Here is a 25,324-nt window from a genome sequence, read left to right on the forward strand (position 1 = left end):
GGTGGCCGCGGGCGGGTGAAACCTCCCGCGACCAACCACGAATCACCTGCTCAGGGCGTTACTCGCCCGTTGCCTTGGCGATGATCTCCTTCGCGACGCTCTGCGGAACCTCGGCGTAGGAGTCGAACTGCATGCTGTAGCTAGCCCGGCCCTGGGTCTTCGACCGCAGGTCGCCGACGTAGCCGAACATCTCCGACAACGGCACCAGAGCCCTGACGATGCGGGCGCCGCTGCGCTCCTCCATCGCCTGGATGATGCCGCGGCGGGAGTTGAGGTCACCGATGACGTCACCCATGTTCTCCTCAGGAGTGGTGACTTCAACGGCCATCATCGGCTCGAGCAGCGCGGGATCGGCCTTGCGGGCCGCGTCCTTCATCACCATCGAGCCGGCGATCTTGAATGCCATTTCCGACGAGTCGACCTCGTGGTACTGGCCGTCGAGCAGCGTCAGCTTGACACCCACCAGCGGGAAGCCCGCCAGGATGCCGTACTGAAGCGCGTCCTGCGCACCGGCGTCCACCGACGGGATGAACTCCCGGGGGATGCGGCCACCGCTGACGGCGTTGGCGAACTCGTAGGTCGGCGATTCGTTGTCCAGCGGCAGCGGCTCGACGCTCACGATGACGCGGGCGTACTGGCCGGAACCACCGGTCTGCTTCTTGTGGGTGTACTCGACCTTGTCCACCTTGCGGCGGATGGTCTCGCGGTACGCCACCTGCGGCTTGCCGACGTTGGCCTCGACGTTGAACTCACGCCGCATCCGGTCGACCAGGATGTCCAGGTGCAGCTCGCCCATGCCGGAGATGACCGTCTGACCGGTCTCCTCGTCCAAGCGGACGCGGAAGGTCGGGTCCTCTTCGGCCAGCCGCTGGATCGCGGTGCCGAGCTTCTCCTGGTCGGACTTGGTCTTCGGCTCGATCGCCACCGAGATGACCGGCTCCGGGAAGGTCATCGACTCCAGGATCACCGGGTTCGCCGGGTCGGAGAGCGTGTCGCCGGTCGTGGTCTGCTTGAGACCCTGCACGGCGATGATGTCGCCGGCCTGCGCCGTCGGACGCTCTTCGCGCTTGTTGGCGTGCATCTGGTAGATCTTGCCGATCCGCTCCTTGCGGTCCTTGGTGGAGTTGACCACCTGGGAGCCGGATTCGAGCAGACCGGAGTAGACCCGGACGTAGGTGAGCTTGCCGAGGTGCTTGTCCGTCTGGATCTTGAAGGCCAGACCGGAGAACGGCTCCGACTTGGAGGGCTTGCGGACCAGCGGCGTCTCGCCGTCCGGCGCGGTGCCCTCGATGGCCGGAACGTCCAGCGGCGACGGCAGGAAGTCGACCACGGCGTCGAGCATGGGCTGGACGCCCTTGTTCTTGAACGCCGAGCCGCACAGCACCGGGTTGGCCTTGCCGGCGATGGTGGCACGCCGGATGGCGGCCTTGATCTCCTCGACGGAGACCTCCTCGCCTTCCAGGTACTTCTCCATCACCGAGTCGTCGACGTCGGCCAGGGTCTCCATCAGCTTCTCGCGCCACTCGGCCGCGGAGTCGGCCAGCTCGGCCGGGATCTCCTCGATCGCGTAGTCGTCACCCTTCTGGGTCTCCCCACGCCAGGTGAGAGCGCGCATGCCGATCAGGTCGACGACACCGATGTGGTCGCCCTCAAGCCCGATCGGGATCTGGAGCACCAGCGGGGTGGCGTTCAACCGGTCGATCATCATCTGCACGCAGCGGAAGAAGTCGGCGCCGGTCCGGTCGAGCTTGTTGACGAAGCACATACGCGGGACGTTGTACTTGTCGGCCTGCCGCCAGACGTTCTCCGTCTGCGGCTCCACGCCGGCGACACCGTCGTAGACCGCGACCGCACCATCCAGAACCCGCAGCGACCGCTCGACCTCGACCGTGAAGTCGACGTGGCCCGGCGTGTCGATGATCTGGATCGTGTGGCCCTTCCACTCACACTTGGTAGCAGCGGAGGTGATGGTGATGCCACGCTCCTGCTCCTGCTCCATCCAGTCCATGACGGCAGCGCCCTCGTGGACCTCACCGATCTTGTACGTGATGCCGGTGTAGAACAGGATCCGCTCGGTGGTCGTGGTCTTACCGGCATCGATGTGCGCCATGATGCCGATGTTGCGTACGTTGGCGAGCGCGTCTGCGGCGGCCACTTCAATCCCTACTTATCGTCGTCTCGACTCAACTGGTGGCGGTTCCGGCGCCGCGAGGGCGCCGGAACCAGGGTGTTACCAGCGGTAGTGCGCGAAGGCCTTGTTCGACTCGGCCATCTTGTGCGTGTCCTCGCGCCGCTTGACGGCGGCACCGAGGCCGTTGCTCGCGTCCAGCAGCTCGTTCATCAGCCGCTCGACCATGGTCTTCTCGCGACGAGCGCGGGAGTAGGTGACCAGCCAGCGCAGGCCCAGCGTGGTCGCCCGGGTCGGGCGGACCTCGACCGGCACCTGGTAGGTGGCGCCACCGACACGACGGCTGCGTACCTCGAGGGTCGGCTTGACGTTGTCCATCGCCCGCTTGAGGGTGACGACCGGGTCGGTGCCGGACTTCTCGCGGCAGCCCTCGAGGGCCGCGTACACGATCGACTCGGCGAGCTGACGCTTGCCGCGGAGCAGGATCTTGTTCACCAGCTGGGTGACCAGCGGCGAGTTGTACACCGGGTCAGCGACCAGTGGCCGCCGCGGAGCGGGTCCCTTACGCGGCATGTCAGCTCTTCTCCTTCTTCGCGCCGTAACGGCTGCGCGCCTGCTTGCGGTTGCGGACACCCTGGGTGTCCAGCGAGCCGCGAACGATCTTGTAACGCACGCCGGGGAGGTCCTTCACCCGGCCACCGCGCACGAGCACGATCGAGTGCTCCTGGAGGTTGTGACCGACGCCCGGGATGTAGGCGGTCACCTCGATCTGGCTGCTGAGCTTCACGCGAGCGACCTTGCGCAGCGCCGAGTTCGGCTTCTTGGGAGTGGTGGTGTACACGCGAGTGCACACGCCGCGCCGCTGAGGGGAACCCTTCAGCGCCGGGGTCTTGGTCTTGGTCGTCTTCGCCTGGCGGCCCTTTCGGACCAGCTGCTGGATCGTGGGCACCGGGTTTCTCCGCTCCCTTCGGCCGCATTCGCGGCCGCGCCGTCGCTCGTTAGCCGGCCTGATGACCGGCTCTCCTACATTCCGACCAGGGTCACCTTGCGGAGACCCCGGCACCCGCGGTCGGGCGTGTCGCCCTCGTCACGGCCCCGTTGCGACGCTTTCGCGTGCGTACCGGGTTTGTTCACCGGTGCGCGGGTCGCCCCGCCCCGGATCTTTGGCTTGTCGTGCCGCCGCCCGGACTCCGGGGACAGCGCACGCACGAGTTGCCCGGGCATGCCCGGGCACAAGGGGAAAGAGTACCTACCACAACCGCCCAGGTCAAAACGGAATGGCCCGGCGACTGTCTCACATCCGCCGGCCGGATCTCGTCCTGCCCCGTCGCCCGCGATGGGCACCTGCAGACACAAGTGTACCGGCTTCCCCGCGCGACCACCCGTCGGCCCCGGGCCGGCACCGGGTGGTCGCCTGGGGGCCTCGGCCTCGCGGACCGGACGGTGGCCGGCCTCAGGCCAGAGTGAGAAGCAGTGCCAGGCCCAGGCCCAGGAGGCTGAGCACCCCTCCCGCCACGCCACAGCTGATTCCGGCAACGGCGAGCCCACGGCCGGTGAACCGGACCGCGGGAGGCGTCACCGGCCGACGGATCTGCCGCTGACCGAGCAGACCGGTGACGATCGCCGCCACGCCAGCCAGCACCCCGAGCACGGCGAACGCTCCGGAGGCCCAGGCCCCGCCGTCGTCCTTGAAGCTCACCCCGAAGCAGATCACCAGCAGCGAGACCAGGACCGAGGCCACCCCGGCCACCAGCGCCCCGATGGCCAGCCCGGAGGTGACCGGCGCCACGTCCAGGTGCACGACACCGAACGGCGTGCCGGGCACCATCTCCACCCGCTTCGGCGGCCGGCGTTGGTCATCGGTGGGCGGCGGCACCGGATGCCCCGTCATGCCACCCCAACCGGGCGCGTGACCCGGTGGCGGCGGACCCCAACCCGCAGGCACGCCAGGCCCAGACGACGGCGGACCCCAACCCGCCGGGGCGCCAGGCCCGGACGACGGTGGACCCCAACCGGGAGGTGCGCCAGGCCCAGACGACGGCGGACCCCAACCCGCCGGGTTGCCAGGCCCGGACGGCGGCGGACCCCAACCGGGAGATGCGCCAGGCCCAGACGACGGCGGACCCCATCCCGGCGGGGTCGGCGCACCGGAGACCGGATACGGCTGACCTGAGCCGGTCGGCGTGGTCGGGCCCCAGCCGGGGTGCGGCGCGGGAGATGACGGCGCCGGGGACGACGGCGCGCCCGGCGTGGCCGTGGGCGGGTGCGGTTCGCTGCTCTGGTCCGGTCGCGCCCAGTCACTCGGCTCGGGCGGGGTCGGCGCATCCGGATGACCGGCCGGTTCGTCCGCAGGGGGCCGCGCCGGTTCCGTCACGAGGTCCTCCTGTCGAAAGGGCACCGCCGCCGCACGGCGGACACCGGCCAGGCTACCGCCGAGGGCGCCGCCGTCCGCGCCCGGCGCGGCCGCGGGCGGCTCAGTCCATGTTCGCCGGGTAGTCGTGGCCGAACGGCGCGCCGGCCAACCGCACCACCCCGATCACCACCGCGGCCACCACGGTGACCGCGACCAGCACGAGGCCGGCCCAGGCCATCCGCTCCCCCCGTCGCAGCCAGGCGCCGCCGGTCAGGAAACCCCCCGAGGCGTACGCCTCACGGCGCGCCTGCCGGGCCAGTTGCAGCGCCACCGTCGCTGGCACCACCCCGCCGACGAAGAGCCCGGTCAGCATGCCGAGCAACCCCAGCGCGAAGACCGCCCGCGCCTTCGTGGCACGGGCCGGATCCGGATCCAGCGGGTGGCGCAGGCCCTGCTGCGCGACGGGCACCTGCCCGGGTGCGGTCGTCATACCCCCATCATGCCGAACTCGGCCCGGGGGTGGGTGGGTCCGGACACGACGAGGCCCCCGGCGGAAACCGGGGGCCTCGTCGTGCGATTGGTGCTTAGCGGTACGACCCGAAGTCGAAGTCGTCCAGCGGCACAGCCTGCCCGCCGGCCGGCCCGAAGCCGTAGTCGGTCTCCGGGTACCCGGTCATCGAGTAGACCTTGGCCTTGGCCTCCTCGGTCGGCTCCACCCGGACGTTGCGGTACTTGCTGATGCCCGTACCGGCCGGGATGAGCTTTCCGATGATCACGTTCTCCTTGAGGCCGACCAGCGAGTCGCTGCGCGAGTTGATCGCAGCGTCGGTCAGCACCCGGGTGGTCTCCTGGAAGGAGGCCGCCGAGAGCCAGGAGTCCGTGGCCAGCGAGGCCTTGGTGATACCCATCAGCACCGGACGACCAGCGGCGGGCTCGCCGCCCTCCGAGACGAGTCGGCGGTTCTCCGACTCGAACAGCGCCCGGTCGACCAGCACACCCGGCAGGAACTCGGTCGAGCCGGAGTCGATGACCGTCACCCGCTTGAGCATCTGGCGGATGATGATCTCGATGTGCTTGTCGTGGATGAGCACACCCTGCGAGCGGTAGACCTCCTGGACCTCACTGGTCAGGTGGACCTGGACCGCCCGCGGACCCATGATCCGCAGAAGCTCGTGCGGGTCGATGGTGCCCTCGGTCAGCTTCTCGCCGACCGCGACGTGACCGCCGTCGTGGGTCCGGAGCTTGACGCGCTTCGAGATCTTGTCGTAGACGATCTCTTCGCTGCCGTCGTCCGGCACCACGATGATCTTGCGCGAGCGCTCGCCGTCCTCGATCCGGATCCGGCCGGGGGTGTCGGCGATGGGCGCCTTACCCTTCGGGACCCGAGCCTCGAAGATTTCCTGAACACGCGGCAGACCCTGGGTGATGTCCTCACCCGCGACACCACCGGTGTGGAAGGTACGCATCGTCAGCTGCGTACCGGGCTCACCGATGGACTGGGCGGCGATGATGCCGACCGCCTCGCCGATGTCGACCGACTTACCGGTCGGCAGCGACCGGCCGTAGCAGGCCGCGCAGACACCCAGCTTGGACTCGCAGGTAAGCACGCTGCGCACCCGGACCGTCTCCACGCCGGCGGCGACGATCTTGTCGACCCCGATGGAGTTGATGTCCTGGCCGCGCTCGGCCACCACGGTGCCGTCCGGCCCCTTGATGTCGTCCGCGAGGGTCCGGGCGTGCACGCTGGTCTCGGCGTGGGTGTGGACGACGAGCTTGCCGTCCAGCTTCTCGCCGATCTGCATCGGGATCGCCCGGTCGGTGCCGCAGTCCTCTTCACGGATGATGACGTCCTGCGAGACGTCCACCAGACGACGGGTCAGGTAACCCGAGTCGGCGGTCCGCAGCGCGGTGTCGGCGAGACCCTTACGGGCACCGTGCGTGGAGATGAAGTACTCCAGCACGGACAGACCCTCCCGGTAGCTGGCCTTGATCGGCCGCGGGATGATCTCGCCCTTCGGGTTGGCCACCAGACCACGGATCGCCGCGATCTGCCGGAGCTGGAGCAGGTTACCGCGGGCACCCGAGTGGATCATCTTCCACAGTGGGTTCTCCTGCGGCAGCGCGGTGTCCATCTCCTTGGCGACCTCGTTGGTCGCCTTGGTCCAGATCTCGATGAGCTCGCCGCGACGCTCCTCGGCGGTCATCAGACCACGCTGGTACTGCTTGTCGATCCGGTCGGCTTCCTTCTCGTACTTCGCCAGGATCTCCGCCTTGCGCGGCGGAGCGATGACGTCCTCCATGCCGATCGTCACGCCGGACCAGGTGGCCCAGTGGAAACCGGCCTCCTTGAGCCCGTCCAGGGTGGCGGCCAGCGCCACTTTGGGGAAGCGCTCGGCGAGGTCGTTGACGATCGCGGAGAGCTGACCCTTGCGGATCTCGTAGTTCACGAAGCGGTAGCCCTGCGGCAGCGTCTCGTTGAACAGCACCCGACCCAGGGTGGTCTCCACGGTCAGCGCGTCACCCTCGACGAAGCCCTCCGGAGCGGACCACGCCTCGGCGCCGGCACCGTTGTCGACCTCGACCACACCACGAAGGCGGATCTTGACGGGCGCCTGCAGATGCAGCTCACCGTTGTCGAAGGCCATCCGCGCCTCGGCGTCCGAGCTGAACGCCCGGCCCTCGCCCTTCTCACCGGCGGTGAGGTGGGTGAGGTGGTAGAGACCGATGACCATGTCCTGGGTGGGCATGGTGACCGGCTTACCGTCGGCCGGCTTGAGGATGTTGTTCGACGACAGCATCAGGATCCGCGCCTCGGCCTGAGCCTCGGCGGACAGCGGCACGTGCACCGCCATCTGGTCACCGTCGAAGTCGGCGTTGAACGCCGTGCAGACCAGCGGGTGGATCTGGATGGCCTTGCCCTCGACCAGCTGCGGCTCGAAGGCCTGGATGCCCAGGCGGTGCAGGGTCGGCGCCCGGTTGAGCAGCACCGGGTGCTCGCCGATGACCTCTTCCAGCACGTCCCACACGACCGGGCGCTGACGCTCGACCATCCGCTTGGCGGACTTGATGTTCTGCGCGTGGTTGAGGTCCACCAGCCGCTTCATGACGAACGGCTTGAACAGCTCCAGCGCCATCTGCTTGGGCAGACCGCACTGGTGCAGCTTGAGCTTGGGGCCGACCACGATGACCGAACGGCCGGAGTAGTCGACGCGCTTGCCCAGCAGGTTCTGGCGGAACCGGCCCTGCTTGCCCTTCAGCATGTCGGACAGCGACTTGAGCGGGCGGTTACCCGGGCCGGTGACCGGCCGGCCGCGACGGCCGTTGTCGAACAGCGCGTCGACGGCCTCCTGGAGCATCCGCTTCTCGTTGTTGACGATGATCTCGGGAGCACCGAGGTCGATCAGTCGCTTGAGGCGGTTGTTCCGGTTGATCACGCGGCGGTACAGGTCGTTCAGGTCCGAGGTCGCGAAGCGGCCACCGTCGAGCTGCACCATCGGGCGCAGGTCCGGCGGGATGACCGGGACGCAGTCCAGCACCATGCCGAGCGGCGAGTTGCGGGTGTTCAGGAACGCCGCCACGACCTTGAGCCGCTTGAGCGCCCGGATCTTCCGCTGACCCTTGCCGGACCGGATGGTCTCCCGCAGGCTCTCGGCCTCGGCGTCGAGGTCCATGTTCTGGACCAGCGCCTTGATCGCCTCGGCGCCCATGGACCCGGTGAAGTACTCACCGAACCGGTCGCGCAGCTCGCGGTAGAGCAGCTCGTCGGTGACCAGCTGCTTCGGCTCCAGCTTGCGGAAGGTGTCCAGCACCTCGTCCAGGCGGTCGATCTCGCGCTGGGCCCGGTCGCGGATCTGGCGCATTTCGCGCTCTCCGCCCTCCTTGACCTTGCGCCGGACGTCCGCCTTCGCGCCCTCGGCCTCCAGCTCGGCCAGGTCGGCCTCGAGCTTGGCGGCCCGCTTCTCGATCTCCGAGTCGCGGCTGTTCTCGGACTGCCGCTTCTCGGCCAGGATCTCGTTCTCGATCGTCGAGAGGTCACGGTGACGCGACTCCGCGTCCACGCTCGTCACGACGTACGAGGCGAAGTAGATGATCTTTTCGAGGTCCTTGGGGGCGAGGTCCAGCAGGTAGCCCAGCCGGCTCGGAACGCCCTTGAAGTACCAGATGTGGGTCACCGGAGCAGCGAGCTCGATGTGCCCCATCCGCTCACGACGGACCTTGGAGCGAGTCACCTCGACGCCGCAGCGCTCACAGATGATGCCCTTGAACCGGACGCGCTTGTACTTACCGCAGTAGCACTCCCAGTCACGCTGCGGACCGAAGATCTTCTCGCAGAAGAGCCCGTCCTTCTCCGGCTTCAGGGTGCGGTAGTTGATCGTCTCAGGCTTCTTGACCTCGCCGTGCGACCACTGACGGATGTCGTCGGCGGTGGCGAGACCAATGCGCAGCTCGTCGAAGAAGTTGACGTCGAGCACTATGTCCCCTATGTCGTCGTCTGTACTGCTAATTCTCGGGCGGGGTCGGGGGCCGGCGAACCGGCCCCCGACCGCTCACCTCAGACCTCTTCGACCGAGCTCGGCTCGCGCCGGGACAGGTCGATGCCCAGCTCCTCAGCGGCCCGGAACACCTCGTCGTCGGTCTCGCGCATTTCCAGGGCCACACCGTCGCTGGAGAGCACCTCAACGTTGAGGCACAGCGACTGCAGCTCCTTGAGCAGCACCTTGAACGACTCCGGGATGCCCGGCTCCGGGATGTTCTCGCCCTTGACGATGGCCTCGTAGACCTTCACCCGGCCGAGCACGTCGTCGGACTTGATCGTGAGCAGCTCCTGCAGGGCGTACGCGGCGCCGTACGCCTGCATCGCCCAGCACTCCATCTCACCGAAACGCTGACCACCGAACTGCGCCTTACCACCCAGCGGCTGCTGCGTGATCATCGAGTACGGCCCGGTCGAACGAGCGTGGATCTTGTCGTCGACCAGGTGGTTGAGCTTCAGGATGTAGACGTAGCCGACCGCGATCGGGTCGGGCAGCGGCTCGCCGGAACGACCGTCGAACAGCTGTGCCTTGCCGGTACGCCCGATCAGCTGCTTGCCGTCCCGGTTGGGCAGGGTCGACTCGAGCAGACCGGAGATCTCCTCCTCGCGGGCACCGTCGAAGACCGGGGTGGCCACGTTGGTGTCCCCCTCGGACTCGTGCGCGTCGATCGAGCGGAGCTGGCGCTTCCAGTCGGCGTCGTCACCCTCGACCTTCCAACCGGTCTTGGCGACCCAACCGAGGTGGGTCTCCAGAACCTGGCCGATGTTCATCCGGCTCGGCACACCGAGCGGGTTGAGCACGATGTCGACCGGGGTGCCGTCCTCAAGGAACGGCATGTCCTCGATCGGCAGGATCTTGGAGATGACGCCCTTGTTGCCGTGCCGGCCGGCGAGCTTGTCGCCGTCCTGGATCTTGCGCTTCTGGGCGACGTAGACCCGGACCAGCTCGTTGACACCCGGCGGCAACTCGTCGCCGTCCTCGCGGGAGAACGTGCGCACACCGATGACCGTGCCGGTCTCGCCGTGCGGCACCTTCAGCGAGGTGTCCCGAACCTCACGCGCCTTCTCACCGAAGATCGCGCGGAGCAGTCGCTCCTCCGGGGTCAGCTCGGTCTCACCCTTGGGCGTGACCTTGCCGACCAGGATGTCGCCGGGGACGACCTCGGCACCGATCCGGATGATGCCGCGCTCGTCGAGGTCAGCGAGCATTTCCTCGCTGACATTCGGGATGTCGCGGGTGATCTCCTCCGGACCGAGCTTGGTGTCCCGGGCGTCGACCTCGTGCTCCTCGATGTGGATCGAGGTGAGCACGTCCTGCTGCACGAGGCGCTGCGACAGGATGATCGCGTCCTCGTAGTTGTGGCCCTCCCAGCACATGAACGCCACCAGCAGGTTGCGTCCGAGTGCCATCTCGCCTTCGTCGGTGCACGGACCGTCGGCGATGACCTGACCGGCCTCGACGCGGTCGCCCTCGAAGACCACCGGCTTCTGGTTGACGCAGGAGCCGGCGTTGGAGCGGCGGAACTTGTGCAGCAGGTACGTCCGGCGGTGGCCGTCATCCTGGTGGATGGTGACGTAGTCGGCGCAGAGATCCTCGATCACACCGCCGACCTCGGCGACCACCACGTCGCCAGCGTCGACCGCGGCCCGGTATTCCATGCCCGTGCCCACGAGCGGCGCCTCGGCCTTGACCAGCGGCACCGCCTGGCGCTGCATGTTCGCGCCCATCAGTGCCCGGTTGGCGTCGTCGTGCTCGAGGAACGGGATCATGGCGGTCGCGACCGAGGTCATCTGCCGGGGCGAGACGTCCATGTAGTCGACGGCACCGGGGACGACGTCCTCGGTCTCGCCGCCCTTACGACGGCAGAGCACCCGGTCCTCGGCGAACGTGCCGTCAGCCTTCAGGCGCGCGTTGGCCTGGGCCTTGACGAACCGGTCCTCCTCGTCCGCGGTCAGGTAGTCGATCTGGTCGGTGACCCGACCCTCGACGACCTTCCGGTACGGCGTCTCGATGAAGCCGAACGGGTTGACCCGGGCGAAGGTGGACAGCGCGCCGATCAGGCCGATGTTCGGGCCTTCCGGCGTCTCGATCGGGCACATCCGGCCGTAGTGGGACGGGTGCACGTCGCGGACCTCGAAGCCGGCCCGCTCGCGGGACAGACCACCCGGGCCGAGCGCGCTCAGCCGGCGCCGGTGGGTCAGGCCCGCCAGCGGGTTGGTCTGGTCCATGAACTGGGACAGCTGCGACGTACCGAAGAACTCCTTGATCGCCGCCACCACCGGGCGGATGTTGATCAGGGTCTGCGGCGTGATCGCCTCGACGTCCTGCGTGGTCATCCGCTCGCGGACGACCCGCTCCATGCGGGACAGGCCGACCCGAACCTGGTTCTGGATCAGCTCACCCACGGTGCGCAGGCGACGGTTGCCGAAGTGGTCGATGTCGTCGGCCTCGTAGCCGTCCTCACCGGCGTGCAGCCGGCACAGGTACTCCACGGTGGCGACGATGTCGTCCTCGGTGAGCGTGCCAGTGGTGATCGGCACGTTCACTTCGAGCTTCTTGTTGAACTTGTAGCGCCCGACCTTGGCGACGTCGTACCGCTTCGGGTTGAAGAAGAGGTTGTCGAGCAGGGTCTGGGCGTTCTCGCGCGTCGGCGGCTCGCCAGGGCGCAGCTTGCGGTAGATGTCGAGCAGAGCCTCGTCGGCGCCGGCGATGTGGTCCTTCTCGAGCGTGGTCATCATCAGCTCGGACCAGCCGAACCGCTCGCGGATCCGCTCAGCCGACCATCCGACGGCCTTGAGCAGGACCGTGACGGCCTGCCGACGCTTACGGTCGATACGTACACCGACCGTGTCGCGCTTGTCGATGTCAAACTCCAGCCAGGCACCCCGACTCGGGATGACCTTGACGCTGGAGAGGTCGCGGTCGGAGGTCTTGTCCGGCTGCTTGTCGAAATACACGCCCGGGGACCGGACGAGCTGGCTGACCACGACGCGCTCGGTGCCGTTGATGACGAAGGTGCCCTTGGGCGTCATCATCGGGAAGTCACCCATGAACACCGTCTGGCTCTTGATCTCGCCAGTGGTGTTGTTGGTGAACTCCGCGGTCACGAAGAGCGGAGCGCAGTAGGTCAGGTCCTTCTCCTTGCACTCCTCGATCGAGGCCTTGACCTCGTCGAAGCGCGGCGCGGAGAAGGAAAGTGACATGGTGCCGGAGAAGTCCTCAATGGGACTGATCTCTTCAAGGATCTCCGCGAGACCCGAGCGTGCGTGCGGGTCGTCCGCCGACCGGCCCTGCCAAGCCTCGTTGCCGACGAGCCAGTCGAAGGACTCGTTCTGGATGGCAAGGAGGTTGGGGACCTCGAGGTGTTCGGTGATCCTGCCGAATGAAACTCGGCGGGGAGCGAATGCGCTCGACGTACGACTGGTCTTCGCAGGGCGGGAAGCTGCCAAGATGCGTCCTTCCGAGGACCGGTGCTGCAGAACGGCTGGTACGCGTGCACTCCAATGACCCCACCAGAAATATCCGTAAACGGACATTTCCGAGCAGGGGTCAAGTCGGAAGGCAGCGCAAACTAGCAGTGTAGCCGAGAGGCTAACCGCTGTCCAGCCCACCCCGCAGGGCGTTTGCGGAACGTGCCTCGGCCCCCGTCAACCGAGGTCTGCCGGGCCGCTCAGAACGCAACGTCCCCACTGGGCCGCTCGGGTCGAAGCGGCCGATGGTGCCGCCGCTGTCATACCCACGTCGTGGCCGTCGCAAGCGCGGTGTCTTGCTGGTGTCAGCGTGCCTGGCAGCCCGGGGCCGCGTCAAGGGCCGGTATCCGGGTCGCCGCTTCTTTCCTCCTGGCGGGCGACCCTCCGCGCTCGTTCGGGTCGCTGGCGCCGGTGGTCCCGGCCCAGCTCAGGGCCGGTCGGCGCCGGATCCACCAACACGGCGGGCGGCGATCCGTGTCGGATCACCGCCCGCCGCGATGCGATCGTGTCCCGGCTCACGAGCCGGGACACGCGCGCTGGTGGAGCTCAGGTCACTTGAGGGTGACCTTGGCGCCTTCGCCCTCGAGCTTGGCCTTCGCCTTGTCGGCGGTCTCCTTGTTGACCTTCTCCAGGATGGCCTTCGGCGCGGACTCGACCGCGTCCTTGGCCTCCTTGAGGCCCAGGCCGGTCAGCTCACGCACGACCTTGATGACCTGGATCTTCTTGCCACCGTCAGCCTCGAGGATGACGTCGAACTCGTCCTTCTCCTCCTCGGCCGGGGCAGCAGCGCCACCGGCGCCGCCGCCGGCAGCGGCAACCGCGACCGGAGCCGCGGCGGTGACCTCGAAGGTCTCCTCGAACTGCTTCACGAACTCAGAGAGCTCGATCAGCGTCATCTCCTTGAACGCGTCGAGCAGCTCGACAGTGCTGAGCTTCGCCATATCTGGCGTCCTTTCCTGATTCTGTTAAGTAAGAACTGGTGCGCCGTGGGGGCCATCAGGCCGCCTCGGCGCCCTCCTTCTCGCGCTTGTCCTGCAGAGCTGCCGCCAGGCGGGCGGTCTTCGACAGCGGGGCCTGGAACAGGGCCGCGGCCTTGCTCAGGTTGCCCTTCATCGCGCCGGCCAGCTTGGCCAGCAGCACCTCGCGGGACTCCAGGTCGGCAAGCTTCGTGACCTCGGCCGCGGAAATGGCCTTGCCCTCGAAGACACCGCCCTTGATGACGAGCTTCGGGTTGGCCTTCGCGAAGTCGCGAAGCCCCTTCGCCGCCTCGACGACGTCGCCCGAAACGAAAGTCAGCGCGGTAGGACCGGTGAACAGCTCGTCGAGGCCGGTGATGCCCGCGTCCGTCGCAGCACGCTTCGCGAGCGTGTTCTTCGCGACCGTGTAGCTGGTGTCGGCGCCGAGCGAGCGCCGAAGCTGGGTGAGCTGGGAAACCGTCAGACCGCGGTACTCGGTCAGCACGGTGGCGCCCGAGCTGCGGAAGCTCTCGGTCAGCTCAGCAACGGCCGTGGCCTTGTCGGCCCGGATCGGCTTGTCCGCCATGTCCCTCCTCTCTCGTTACTCGAGGCTGGTCCCCGTCACCGCCGAGGCGGGAACGGGGGCGGAGGCAGCACGACAACGAAAAAGCCCCGGCGCAGGGCGCACGGGGCGAGGGCCGGCAGATCATCACAGTCGGCGGACCATGAACACTGCCGAGTTACGCTTGCCGCCCTACGCGGGTCGCCCGATGTCGCGGGGCCTTCGACCGTGCCGAAGCACGGTGACCAGCGGTCTCTGGGTGGTTCCTCATCCGTGAGAACACGGATGACGGTTGAAGAGTACGCGCCCCGGCCACCAGCGCCAAATCGCGGCCGGTGAGCCGCACCACGACGCCCGGCAGCGGTCAGCCCTGGGCCCGCCGCCGCCACAGATAGCCGCCGAGCACCGCAGCGCTCCAGGCCAGCGCCCACCCACTCAGCCCCAGCAGGGTGAGCGCTGCCGCGTCGCCGCCGGTGGTGCGTGCGGCGGCCATGATCGGCGGCGCCAGCCAGGGGGCCACCGACCCACTCAGGCCGAGCACCACCGCGCCGACTCCGCCGAGGGCCAGCACCGCGACGCCGTACCCGGCACCGCCCACCGACGCCCGGCTGGCCAGCGCGCCCAGGGCAACCGCAGCGGGTACGGCGAGCAGGTGCGCCCACACTCCCAGCGCGAGCCCGACCGGGATCGACCGGTCCCCCGGGTCGACCGGGCCGGAGACCCCACCGACCAGCCAGGGAAAGAGCAGCGCCACGGCCACCGTCACCAGAGCCGCCACACCGGCGGCGAGGAGCCCGGCCAGCCGCTCCCGGGCCACCCCGACCGCGACCTGCGCCAGCCGGCGCTGCACGTCCGGCTCCACGTCCAGAAGGATCTTGGTCTGCCAGGCGACGACCGGGAAGAGGACCACAGCCGAGACGCCGTACGCCTCCGCGGGCTGGGCGCGGCCACCGCCGTAGAGGGTGCCGAGAACGACCAGGCCGGCGAGCAACGGGGCCACCGCACGCCCGGTCCGCAGGAAACCGGCCAACCGCATCCGCACCAGGGCCATCACCGGGCCTCCCCCGCTGCTGGCTCGATCACCGGGTCGACGCCCTGGTCGGCCCCGGACTGATCGGGTGTCGGCTCACCGGTCGCCGGTCGGATCGACGGCGCGGGGGGCCGCGCCTGTGCGGCGGCGGTGGAGGCATCGGCGCGTACTCCCAGCACGTGGTGGCCCTCGGCGCGCAACCGGGCGACGGTGCCGGCGACCCGCGCGGCCGGCACCGCGACCTCGACCACGGCGAGGGTCTCGTCCGCCGACGACGTCTCCTCGGTCAGCGAACCGTCGGCCACCAGCCAGCGGCGCGCGCCCGGCAGCCGGATCGTCTCGCCACGGTGGTCGCTGACCAGAACGGCGCCGTCGGCGGCGAGCACCTCGGCGATCAACTCGGGCACCAGCTCACGGGTGGCGGCGTCCAGCCCCTCCCACGGCTCGTCGAGCACCAGCAGGCCCGGCGGGCGCAGCATCGCCTGGGCCAAGCCCACCTTCTGCGCGGTGCCCTTGGACAGCTCGGGCAGTCGGACCGAGCGGAAGGCGGACAACCCGAGCCGGTCAGTCCAGGAGGTCACCGCCTCGTCGGCCGCCGCTTTGCCCAACCCCGCCACCCGGGCCATCCCGGTGAGATAGCGGGCCACGGTGAACGGCTGGTCGGCCGGGAAACGCTCCGGCACCCAGCCCACCCGCGCCGGGCGGCCGGTGACCCGGCCCCGGCCCGGCCGGAGCACCCCGGCGGCCACCTGGAGCAGTGTCGACTTGCCCGCCCCGTTGCGGCCCAGCACGACCGCCGCCTCGCCCGGACCGATGTGCACGTCGATGCCTCGCAACACCCACGGCCCTCGCCGGTGGTACCGCAACCAGACGTCTTCCAGCCGCATGGGCCGAGCCTGCCACATCTCAAACGCGCCGGGGCGCCGCCACAGTCGTGGCGGCGCCCCGGTGGAGCGAACTGTCGGCTCAGGCCTCGGCCTGGTCCTCCCGGAGGTTCTTCACCAGGTTCGGGTCGACCGGGACACCCGGGCCCATCGTGGTGGTCAGGATGACCTTGCGGAGGTACTTGCCCTTGGCCGCGGACGGCTTGGCACGCAGCACCTCGTCGAGCACCGCGGCGTAGTTGTCCACCAGCTGGCTCTCCGTGAAGGAGGCCTTGCCGATGATCAGGTGCAGGTTGGAGTGCTTGTCCACCCGGAAGGTGATCTTGCCGCCCTTGATGTCCTGCACCGCCTTGGTGACGTCCATGGTCACCGTGCCGGTCTTCGGGTTCGGCATGAGACCGCGCGGGCCCAGGATCCGCGCGATCCGGCCGATCTTGGCCATCTGGTCCGGCGTGGCGATCGCCGCGTCGAAGTCCAGCCAACCACCCTGGATCCGGGCGACCAGCTCGTCGGTGCCCACCTCGTCGGCACCCGCGGCAGCGGCCTCTTCGGCCTTCGCGCCGCTGGCGAACACGATCACGCGGGCGGTCTTACCAGTGCCGTGCGGCAGGTTGACCACACCGCGGACCATCTGGTCCGCCTTGCGGGGGTCGACGCCGAGGCGCATGGCGACCTCGACCGTGGCGTCGAACTTGACGTTGGTGGTCTCCTTGGCCAGCTTCACGGCCTCGGAGGGGGTGTAGAGCTTCGACCGGTCGATGACATCGGCGGCCTTGCGGTAGCTCTTGCTGCGCTGCATTGCTGATTACTCCTGTGGTCTCTGGCGGGCCGCTCGGCGCGAGCCCTCCCACGGTCGGGTCGAAGGCTTGGCCGACGTCAGTCGTTGACGGTGATGCCCATCGACCGGGCGGTGCCGGCGATGATCTTCTCGGCCTGGGCCAGGTCGTTGGCGTTGAGGTCGGCCATCTTCTTCTCGGCGATCTCACGCAGCTGTGCGCGGCTGACCGACCCGACCTTCTCGGACTGCGGAACACCCGAGCCCTTCTGCACACCGGCGGCCTTGATCAGCAGCCGGGCAGCGGGCGGGGTCTTCAGCACGAAGGTGAAGGACCGGTCCTCGTAGACGCTGATCTCGGCGGGGACGATGTCGCCCCGCTGGGACTCGGTCTGCGAGTTGTAGGACTTGCAGAACTCCATGATGTTCACGCCGTGCTGGCCGAGCGCGGGGCCGACCGGCGGCGCCGGCGTGGCCTGGCCCGCCGGCAGCTGAAGCGTGAACGTCTTGACGAGCTTCTTCTTCGGAGGCATGTCACTTCCTGGGGCTTGGAGCTGGGAAAATGCGGCTGTCGCCGCCCTCGGAGCGCGCACGGTCAGCGCGGTGCGACAGCGGCGACATTCAAGAGTAGCGCAGGCCGCAGCCCACTCGTCCGCCGAGGTCGAGCGGGAGGGCTTACGCCGACGTCGGCGGCGGGCCAGGCCCGCCGCCGACGACCAGTCAGATCTTGGCGACCTGGTTGAAGTTGAGCTCCACCGGGGTCTCGCGACCGAAGATCGACACCAGCACCTTGAGCTTCTGCTGGTCGGCGTTGATCTCGCTGATGGTGGCCGGCAGCGATGCGAACGCGCCGTCGGTGACGGTGACGGAGTCGCCCACCTCGAAGTCGAGGACCTTGATCTCCGGCTTCGACTTCTTCTGCTCGGTCTCGACGGCCGGCGCCAGCCACTTCAGCACCTCGTCGAGGGACAGCGGGGCGGGCCGGTCGGCCCGGTCGGTCGCGCCGACGAAGCCGGTCACGCCCGGGGTGTTACGGACGCAGGAGTACGACTCGGCGGTCAGCTCCATCCGGACCAGGATGTAGCCCGGGAAGACCTTGGCCTGGATCTGGGAACGCTTACCGTTCTTGACCTCGACCTCTTCCCGGGTCGGCACCTCGACCTGGTAGATGAAGTCCTCCATGTCGAGGCTCGTGATCCGGGTCTCGAGATTGGTCTTGACCTTGTTCTCGTAGCCGGCGTAAGAGTGCACCACGTACCAGTCACCCGGCGCGTAGCGCAGCTTCTGCCTCAGCTCGGCAACTGCGTCGTACTCCTCGTCCGGTGCGGGCTCGGTCGTTGGGAACTCCGGCTCGCTGGCGGCCTCAACCGACTCGTCACCAGCCGCCGTCGCGACCGTGGACTGCTCGTCCACCGGTCCGGCGGTCTCGTCGTACTCAGGCACGCTCGCTCACTTCCGTCACTATCGGCTGGAGGCAGCCGGTCAGTCCGAGTTGCCGAAGACAAACAGCACGACCTTGGCGAAGCCGTAGTCCAGCACACCGACGATCGTCAGCATGACCGCGACGAACGTCACCACCACGGCGGTGTAGGTCAGCAACTCCTTGCGGGTCGGCCAGATGACCTTACGCAGTTCGGCTACGACCTCGCGGAAGAACCGGGCGATGCGGCCGAACACGCCCACCCGACCCGTTTCCGACCGGGTGGTCGGTCGGCTGTCCGCCGACTCTGCCCGGGCGCGGGACCGCGTGGCGGTGCCTCCCCGGGAAACCGGCTCGTCCGCGCTGGAGGCGTCGTCGTCGGCTACGTCGTCGACGACCTCGTCGTCCAGACGATCGTCGCCGGCGTCCTCGCCGTGCCGCTTGTTGTCGGCCACTTCGCCCTCCGTCGCGGAATCTCGGGTCGCACGCCGAGTGGCGTACGCGGCGCTGGTCACGCCGGCCGGGCCCAACCGTCCCGCGACGGGCCGCGGCCGGTGGATCATCCGGAGGGCCCCGATTGCCTCGGAACCACCCCGCCGATGCCACCACCACGGGCCGGACGCCGCCAAGCTGGCGGCGCGACCCACGGGAACGGTCAGGCCTGAGGCGCAGGGGTGACAGGACTTGAACCTGCAGCCTGCGGTTTTGGAGACCGCTGCTCTGCCAATTGAGCTACACCCCTATGCGGCAACACTCGCCCCACGCGGCCACAGACGACCGAGCAGGGGTCACTTGCCCCACGGCGGACCAGTGTACGGGTAGCCACCCGACTTTCCCAACCGGTCTCCCCGCCACGCGTGGCGGGGAGACTTCAGCGGGTCGAACGGATGGTCGCCCGCGCCTGTGAGAGAACCTTCTCGCCCCCACAGACCGCTGTCACATCGATTCGGGTCAGGCCGTCCTCGGTCACCTCACGGACCCGCGCGGTGACCTCGATCTCGGTCCCCTGGTCGTCGTCGGGGACGACCACGGGCCGGGTGAAACGGACGCCGTACTCGACCACCGCGTCCGGTGCCCCGGCCCACTCGGTGATCGCCCGGCCGACCAACGCCATGGTGAACATGCCATGGGCGATCACCCCGGGCAGACCCACAGTGGTGGCGACCCGGTCGCTCCAGTGGATCGGGTTGAAGTCGCCCGAGGCGCCGGCGTAGCGGACCAGGTCCGCGCGGGTCACCCGGAACGTCTGTGCTGCCAACTCCATCTCAGGCCTCCCCGCGTACGACGTACTTGGCCCAGACGGAGACGACCGGATCCCCGCCGACGGTGCTCACGTCGGTGCGGGTGGTCAGGAAGCCGTGCCCGCCCCGGGTGCTGACGTCCTCGATGGTGTTGGTGCAGACCAGCTCGTCGCCGGCGACCACCGGCCGGGTGTACGCGAACCGTTGGTCGCCGTGCACCACCCGGCTGTAGTCCACGCCCAGGGCCGGATCCTCGATGATCTGGCTGCTCGCGGCCATCGTGATGATCACCGGGAAGGTCGGCGGGGCCACCACGTCGGAGTGGCCCAGCGCCCGAGCGGCCTCCGGGTCGTGATGAGCCGGATCGGTGGCGCCGATGGCGCTGGCGAACTCACGGATCTTTTCTCGGCCCACCTGATAGGGGGCGGTCGGCGGATAGGTCCGGCCGACGAAGGAAGGGTCCAGAGACATGCCGCGAACCTACACGGAAAGCACAATCGCCGATCTGGTCGGCAGGCGGCGGCGGAGCCGCGCCAAACCGGTCAGATCGGCGATTGAAAGCTTCGACAGCGGCCGGCGCGAAGCCGGCCCCGGGTCAGCGGGTCTCGCGGTGGACAGTGTGCCGACCGTCGCGCGGGCAGAACTTCTTCAGCTCGATGCGGTCGGGGTCGTTACGCCGGTTCTTGCGCGTGATGTAGTTGCGCTCCTTGCACTCCACACACGCCAAAGTGATCTTCGGCCGGACATCGGTAGCCTTCGCCACGGCGGAGTGCCTTCCTCGCTAACGGAAACAACTACGACGCGCCAGCCTAGACGCTGACAGCGCGGACATGCAAAGTGGGCGCCAGAAGCGCCCATTTTCTTACGACCACCGGCAACGAGCCCGGAAGACGAGAGTAGCGGTGGCCGGACTTGAACCGGCGACACAGCGATTATGAGCCGCTTGCTCTACCATCTGAGCTACACCGCTGCGATGGGTCCAGCTGAACCCTCGAGCCCCCTTACGGAATCGAACCGTAGACCTTCTCCTTACCATGGAGACGCTCTGCCGACTGAGCTAAGGGGGCCTGCGCGATCTCCCCGTGGGGCGCGCAGGAGTAAGAGTACACGGCCCGGGTCGACAGGTGAAATCGGATCCCCGGTGATCGTCCGCGCCCTGCTCAGGGCACGACACGCAGGCGCGGAAGCTCCCCGCTGGCGACCGTCTCCGGCTCGACCTGGGCACCGAACCAGGCGGCCAACCGCTCGTACGGCAGCGGCCTGCTGAACAGGAAGCCCTGCCCGATCTCACAGCCGATGTCCTGGAGAAGCTCCAGGGTCAACTCGCTCTCCACGCCCTCGGCGACCACCGCCAGGCCGAACTGCTGCGAGAGGGTCACCACGGCGTTGACGATCGCCAGGTCCCCCGGGTCGGTCGCCATGCCCTGCACGAAGGAGCGGTCCACCTTCACCTCGTGCACCGGCAGCCGGCGCAAATGCGCCAGGGACGAGTCACCGGTGCCGAAATCGTCCACCGACAACCGCACGCCGAGGTCGCGCAGCCGCCGCAGGGTCGGGATGGGCCGGTCCGTGCCGTCCAGCACGCCCGCCTCGGTGATCTCCAGGGTGAGCCGCTGCGCCGGCACCCCGTACTCGGTCAGCAACTCCTGGACCCGGTCCGGGAAGTGCTGGTCGGTGAGCGTACGGGCCGCGAGGTTGACCGCGATGGGCAGCGGCTGATCGGCCAGAGCCCAGTCCCGGCTGCGGCGCAGCCCCTCGCGGAGCACCACCTCCGTGAGCCGGCTCAACTGACCGGTGTGCTCGGCCACCGCCACGAAGTCCTCGGGAGCCCGGGCGGCTGACATTAGGACGACCCTGCTGGAACGGCGGCGGAACAGTACCCATGCTTAACAACGACCCGCTCGCCCGCCACCAGGACGCCAATACCTTCAAGCATCAGGCAGGGCACGGCAGCCGAACGCGAGCCAGCTCGCTGGATCGACCGGACGGCAGGACTCTCCTTTCGTCAAGGGAGCGACACCAGGTCATCCCGATCAGCAGAAACCGGCAAGACCGCTGTGAGGCCCCTGCAGACGCTAGAACCCCTACCTGCCCCCGTGAGGCGCGTGGTTTCGACGCTCTCGCGAGAATTCAGCAGGCGCAAACGGCCCTAACCTACACTCGCACGAAGATCGGCACCGCATTTGTCACTGATTTTGTGGAGGACATCAACGCCTGCGGCTGCAGGCCACGCCAGTAGGACGTAATCCTCTACTGGGTCGTTCTGAACAGCGTCATAATTTGTGTCCCTACCTCGGGCATGCACCCTGATCCGATAGTGACCTGGACCGTTGGAGCTAAGAACGGCAAGACCAGTGGCGGCACCGGTATCGGGCGAGTCCACGCGAAGTTCGCCGCTCGCAGAGTAGACGGAAGAATCGATGACTTCATCCCAATCGCTAATGTCTAGGTATTCCGGCGAGCTTTCCAGAACCTCAACCGCTACCCGGACGTAGCCATGTGAGATGCCGGTGTAGATCATGGCACCGTGACTCATCTTCACTACTAGGCCGTTAGACCAATCACCTGACTCTACCGGCACATCTCCGGCGTCTAGCACTCCAAACCAATGGTCAGACACTCGAACGTCTATCCATTCGCTCGGACGGTACTCTTGGCCTGGCATTGCGGACCACTCTCCTATCTATCGAAACAGATGGTGGGTGACGTCTGCCAGCTTGCCTACAACGACGACTCGGAGGGCGTCAGTGAGACGCCCTCCGAGCCATACCCATTGCGGCAGGCTACATCCCCTCGCTCAGCTTACGAAACAACAAGGACGCGGAAGGGATCGCCATCCAACATCCGTTCCGCGCGGTAAAATTGCGTATGCAAGCCACCATGCGCGTTGTTCTGATTCGCAGCAATCATGCACACGCTAACACCTGCCGGTCCGGTGGCCGAAGGGATACCGCTGAATGAACACCCGCTGAAGGTTCGGCGGGTTCCTCCGGCTGAAAGCCCTTCATAGGAGGAAGCAAGCGGATATTCATCGCAAGTCTTGCCGTCGACCTGGGGGGGATTTCCGCATGCGAGATTGCGGTTTCGATCGATAATAGTCTGGTTGGTGGTTCGAAAGAGTGGAGCCGCGAAAGAGCCACCCGGCAGCCCTGACGCCTGCGCCCGTGAAACATGTGATGCCATCTCGGGATAGGATGCAGTGCTGTACTGCACCGCGCTGGCGTACCACGGGATGACGCATCCGGCGGATGCCTGACCGCCGGTAGCGTTATCGCATCGCACCTCATTCATCGAGGCAGTGTTGGGCTACGGTGTGGGCGGCTGGCCTGTGGGCGACGGACGAGTTGACCTGTGCGCCGCGGCCGAGCGGATCAAGGTTCCGCTTCAAGGTCTGAGGCTGCTCGCCGTGTCCGGAGTCACGATAACCAGCTCGTCATCGATCTTCTTGATCGAATTCTCCAAGGGTGAGAGGTGACGGGTCGAGCAGGTCGGCGCGCAGCGCTGCCCTCACTTGGTCGATGACGTCATATAATTCGCCGATTGTGCCGGAAAGGTCGCTCATCTCGTCATAGATCTTGACCTTGGCCTCCATGGTCTCGCTGGCTTCGGAGTCGCGTTTGGCTAGATGCAGCTTGTAGCAACCAGCCCAGAAAGAATTACTCACCCTAAAGAATTCGGCCATCTTGCCCCAAGTGGCTGCAGTCCACATGTGGGACTCTCGGAATACCGCTGCAGGCCGACCGAAGGATGCTTCATTATTACCTACGGCTGTTGGATCATTCTCGGTGCCGTCTAGCCACAGCAAGTCGTTTAGTCGCTGCACTTCCACTTCGCACTCTGCCAACCAGCTGGCAAGAGCTCTGTAGGCCGACTCAAGGTGCCGTTGTTGACGGTTTTTCTGAGCAGCCCTTTCTTGGCGTTCGGCCTGCTCACGAGCAATCGTCAGAGCAGCTTCTTGTTGCCTGCGGGCAGCAGAGAGTGTCGCTAAGACGCCCGCGATACCGACGGCCGTGCCGCCTAATGTGGCGGCTAGAGAAACCGCATCTTGTGCTTCCATGGCGGCAAACGTACCAATGGCCATCAAGGGCTAGGTCCCGTGGATAGCCGTGTCGTGATCGGCGGGCTGCTCGTTTCCCGCCGCGTTGAGTCATTGCGAGTGGATGGCCGGCGCTGAAACAGAGAGGGTGTCTCCGATACTCTCCCTCCTCGCTCCCTACTACGCGACCGCATCGCCTTCTCGGGAGCCCGGCGGCCACGTTACGGTAGGAGGATCCTCATCGAGCCGTAAGGACGTCATGAGCAACGGTCAGGTCCCAGAGCGCGAGTTCACGCCGTTTCTCGCCGATCATCTCGAACTGATCGAACCCGGCATGACCCTCGTCGACACGGAAGTTACCCTCCGGGACCCAGACGGCGCGTCGGGACGCGTCGACATCGTCGCCCATGACCGGTACGGCAACGTGGTGGTGATCGAGGTGAAGTGCTCCGACCACAGCGCCCGCGAGGCCGCCCACGAGATCTTCAAGTACAGCGAGATCCTGCGGTCGCAGCAGCAGATCGACGAGTCCGAGTTCCGGTGCATCCTCGTCTCGACACACTGGCGCGAACTCCACCGCGCCTTCACCGACTACGCCGCGCGGCATCACGACGTGGCCGGCTACCGAGCCGAGCTGGCCGACGACGCCTGGTCCATCACCCGGGTTGAGCCGCTCGCGCGGTCCGGTTCCGTCGTGCTGACCTCGGCGCACGACATTTTTTTGTATTCCGATCCGGCAAAGCGGCACGACGATTTCGCCCTGATATCGGCCGCACTGGCCAAAATGGGGGCGCCGCACCAGATCGGCATCCTGATGCAGAACGACGTGACCGAGGTCATGTTCCCGTACGCTCTCTACGTCATCCTTGGGACGGCCGTCCGGTCGCCGACCGGGGAGGACTATCCACGCGACCCCGCCGAGCACGACATTTTGGCCAAGGTCTTAACCGGCCATCACGCCGACGACTTGGAGGAAGGCAGCCCCGAGAAGCTGGGTCATTTGCTGTCGACCGCAGGCGGCTGGCACGCAACCGAGGTACTAAAAGCGGGGGCGTTCGCCCGCCGTGACCGGCTGGGTGTCGATGATCTCCTCATCCGGGCGGCCGTCGAGATGCCGGGCTTCACCAATACCGCCTTCGTTCGCTGGTCGTCGCCGAGCCGGCCAGCGCACTGGGCGGCGACGCGTGAGCTAACGCTTGGCAGCATGCCGACCAGCCCGGAGTGCCGGGAGGTCGTAGCGCGGTGGCTGGACGGGATCGAGCAGATCTATTCCGAGCACACCATCGCGGTGCGCATCCGCAACCCCGGCATCATCCGCCCGCTGGCCGAGCTCAGCCCCCAGGATCTCGCCGAGTCACCGATGTCCCTTCGCGTCGCGGTGCTCGACGCAAAAACCGGCAACCGGGTCGCCGGGCTCGTGGTTGCCCTGCACTGGGACGGAGCCACGGTTGCCGGCGATCTGCTTGCCGTGATCAAGGAGACCGTCGAGGACTACTTCGCGTGGTCGATGTTCTACCCGGACCCGGAAGACGAGGCGGCCGCGCTCCGGAGGCTCGGCCTGCGCCTGCACGCGTACGAGATCGCCCCGGCTGAGGGCGCCTGGCTTGTCCGATTCAAACTTGAACTCGACGCCGGTGCCCTCGTCCGGCGCGACTATGACGATCTGGACTTCCCGAAGCCGGGGATGGTCGCTTTCCGATGGGGTGGTTCCCTGCCGTTCGAGGCCTTCCGCGATCGGCACTGGGACGCCATGGAGCGCCTCAGAGCCCAAATCGCGGCGCAGACCGTCCACATCGAGGCACCGCTACGGAAACCCTAAAAAGCGAGCTATCACAATCCGGGAGAGCCGTCCGGGCAAGCCGGTACCGCTGCCCTTGGCTAGAGGCCAGGCTGCCTCAGGGCCCTGCGCGTCGCACGCCCAGCCGCCAGTGGAA

At 67.5% G+C, this 25,324-nt stretch carries 21 protein-coding genes, 3 tRNA genes and 1 pseudogene; 1 reads left to right on the top strand and 24 read right to left on the bottom strand.

Annotated features, from left to right (window positions below; genetic code table 11):
• Positions 1-58 precede the first annotated feature (58 nt).
• From fusA to HNR22_RS16035, 24 genes and pseudogenes are all read right to left on the bottom strand, one after another.
• A complete protein-coding gene (gene fusA, locus HNR22_RS15920; protein ID WP_179781031.1) occupies positions 59-2,155 on the bottom strand; it encodes an elongation factor G in 2,097 nt (698 codons plus the stop codon).
• Positions 2,156-2,230: 75 nt separating this feature from the next.
• The gene (gene rpsG / locus HNR22_RS15925) at positions 2,231-2,701 is read right to left on the bottom strand and encodes a 30S ribosomal protein S7 (RefSeq protein WP_007465317.1); all 471 of its coding nucleotides are present in this window, start codon (positions 2,699-2,701) and stop codon (positions 2,231-2,233) included.
• A gap of 1 nt (position 2,702) precedes the next feature.
• A complete protein-coding gene (rpsL, locus tag HNR22_RS15930) occupies positions 2,703-3,077 on the bottom strand; it encodes a 30S ribosomal protein S12 (protein ID WP_007465318.1) in 375 nt (124 codons plus the stop codon).
• A gap of 504 nt (positions 3,078-3,581) precedes the next feature.
• A complete protein-coding gene (locus HNR22_RS15935; RefSeq protein WP_179783572.1) occupies positions 3,582-3,962 on the bottom strand; it encodes a hypothetical protein in 381 nt (126 codons plus the stop codon).
• 640 nt (positions 3,963-4,602) lie between these two features.
• Positions 4,603-4,971 carry a hypothetical protein gene (locus HNR22_RS15940; protein ID WP_179781032.1) on the bottom strand — a complete coding sequence of 123 codons (369 nt, stop codon included), beginning with the start codon at positions 4,969-4,971 and terminating at the stop codon, positions 4,603-4,605.
• A 94-nt stretch (positions 4,972-5,065) separates the two neighbouring features.
• Complete coding sequence (locus HNR22_RS15945) at positions 5,066-8,953, bottom strand: DNA-directed RNA polymerase subunit beta' (protein ID WP_088950242.1); 3,888 nt, start codon at positions 8,951-8,953, stop codon at positions 5,066-5,068.
• An 80-nt stretch (positions 8,954-9,033) separates the two neighbouring features.
• A complete protein-coding gene (gene rpoB, locus HNR22_RS15950; RefSeq protein WP_179781033.1) occupies positions 9,034-12,465 on the bottom strand; it encodes a DNA-directed RNA polymerase subunit beta in 3,432 nt (1,143 codons plus the stop codon).
• Between the two features lie 572 nt (positions 12,466-13,037).
• Positions 13,038-13,427, bottom strand: coding sequence for a 50S ribosomal protein L7/L12 (gene rplL, locus HNR22_RS15955; RefSeq protein WP_099848686.1), 390 nt, complete (start codon positions 13,425-13,427; stop codon positions 13,038-13,040).
• 55 nt (positions 13,428-13,482) lie between these two features.
• A complete protein-coding gene (gene rplJ, locus HNR22_RS15960; RefSeq protein ID WP_030329872.1) occupies positions 13,483-14,028 on the bottom strand; it encodes a 50S ribosomal protein L10 in 546 nt (181 codons plus the stop codon).
• A 340-nt stretch (positions 14,029-14,368) separates the two neighbouring features.
• Positions 14,369-15,058 carry a hypothetical protein gene (locus HNR22_RS15965; RefSeq protein ID WP_179781034.1) on the bottom strand — a complete coding sequence of 230 codons (690 nt, stop codon included), beginning with the start codon at positions 15,056-15,058 and terminating at the stop codon, positions 14,369-14,371.
• On the bottom strand, positions 15,055-15,921 hold the full coding sequence (locus HNR22_RS15970; RefSeq protein ID WP_179781035.1) for an ABC transporter ATP-binding protein: 867 nt from the start codon (positions 15,919-15,921) through the stop codon (positions 15,055-15,057). Before HNR22_RS15970 ends, HNR22_RS15965 begins: the two co-directional genes overlap by 4 nt.
• Before the next feature lie 79 nt (positions 15,922-16,000).
• Positions 16,001-16,717 (bottom strand): 50S ribosomal protein L1, encoded by a 717-nt coding sequence (gene rplA, locus HNR22_RS15975; RefSeq protein WP_179781036.1) that lies wholly within the window; start codon positions 16,715-16,717, stop codon positions 16,001-16,003.
• Between the two features lie 77 nt (positions 16,718-16,794).
• Entirely contained in the window at positions 16,795-17,226 is a 432-nt protein-coding gene (gene rplK / locus HNR22_RS15980; protein ID WP_088950247.1) for a 50S ribosomal protein L11, read from the bottom strand.
• Positions 17,227-17,413: 187 nt separating this feature from the next.
• On the bottom strand, positions 17,414-18,136 hold the full coding sequence (gene nusG / locus HNR22_RS15985) for a transcription termination/antitermination protein NusG (RefSeq protein WP_179781037.1): 723 nt from the start codon (positions 18,134-18,136) through the stop codon (positions 17,414-17,416).
• A gap of 39 nt (positions 18,137-18,175) precedes the next feature.
• Positions 18,176-18,568 (bottom strand): preprotein translocase subunit SecE, encoded by a 393-nt coding sequence (secE, locus tag HNR22_RS15990; protein WP_088950249.1) that lies wholly within the window; start codon positions 18,566-18,568, stop codon positions 18,176-18,178.
• 214 nt (positions 18,569-18,782) lie between these two features.
• Positions 18,783-18,855: transfer RNA gene (locus HNR22_RS15995), tRNA-Trp, on the bottom strand.
• Between the two features lie 129 nt (positions 18,856-18,984).
• Complete coding sequence (locus HNR22_RS16000) at positions 18,985-19,377, bottom strand: MaoC family dehydratase (RefSeq protein ID WP_179781038.1); 393 nt, start codon at positions 19,375-19,377, stop codon at positions 18,985-18,987.
• Position 19,378: 1 nt separating this feature from the next.
• Positions 19,379-19,825, bottom strand: a complete 447-nt coding sequence (locus HNR22_RS16005; RefSeq protein WP_088950251.1) for a MaoC family dehydratase N-terminal domain-containing protein — start codon at positions 19,823-19,825, stop codon at positions 19,379-19,381.
• Between the two features lie 124 nt (positions 19,826-19,949).
• Positions 19,950-20,117, bottom strand: coding sequence for a 50S ribosomal protein L33 (rpmG, locus tag HNR22_RS16010; RefSeq protein WP_007073056.1), 168 nt, complete (start codon positions 20,115-20,117; stop codon positions 19,950-19,952).
• A 134-nt stretch (positions 20,118-20,251) separates the two neighbouring features.
• Positions 20,252-20,324, bottom strand: a tRNA-Met gene (locus HNR22_RS16015).
• Positions 20,325-20,348: 24 nt separating this feature from the next.
• Positions 20,349-20,421: transfer RNA gene (locus HNR22_RS16020), tRNA-Thr, on the bottom strand.
• A gap of 93 nt (positions 20,422-20,514) precedes the next feature.
• Positions 20,515-21,183 (bottom strand): annotated as a pseudogene (locus HNR22_RS16025) (EAL domain-containing protein); the annotation flags it as partial.
• 973 nt (positions 21,184-22,156) lie between these two features.
• Entirely contained in the window at positions 22,157-22,645 is a 489-nt protein-coding gene (locus HNR22_RS16030; protein WP_179781039.1) for a NucA/NucB deoxyribonuclease domain-containing protein, read from the bottom strand.
• A 142-nt stretch (positions 22,646-22,787) separates the two neighbouring features.
• A complete protein-coding gene (locus HNR22_RS16035) occupies positions 22,788-23,411 on the bottom strand; it encodes a hypothetical protein (RefSeq protein WP_179781040.1) in 624 nt (207 codons plus the stop codon).
• Between the two features lie 238 nt (positions 23,412-23,649).
• Between HNR22_RS16035 and HNR22_RS16040 the strand changes: the two genes are divergently transcribed.
• A complete protein-coding gene (locus HNR22_RS16040) occupies positions 23,650-25,209 on the top strand; it encodes an endonuclease NucS domain-containing protein (protein ID WP_179781041.1) in 1,560 nt (519 codons plus the stop codon).
• Positions 25,210-25,324: the final 115 nt, after the last annotated feature.

The organism is Micromonospora jinlongensis, assembly GCF_013410645.1.
Taxonomy (GTDB): Bacteria; Actinomycetota; Actinomycetes; order Mycobacteriales; family Micromonosporaceae; genus Micromonospora; species Micromonospora zamorensis.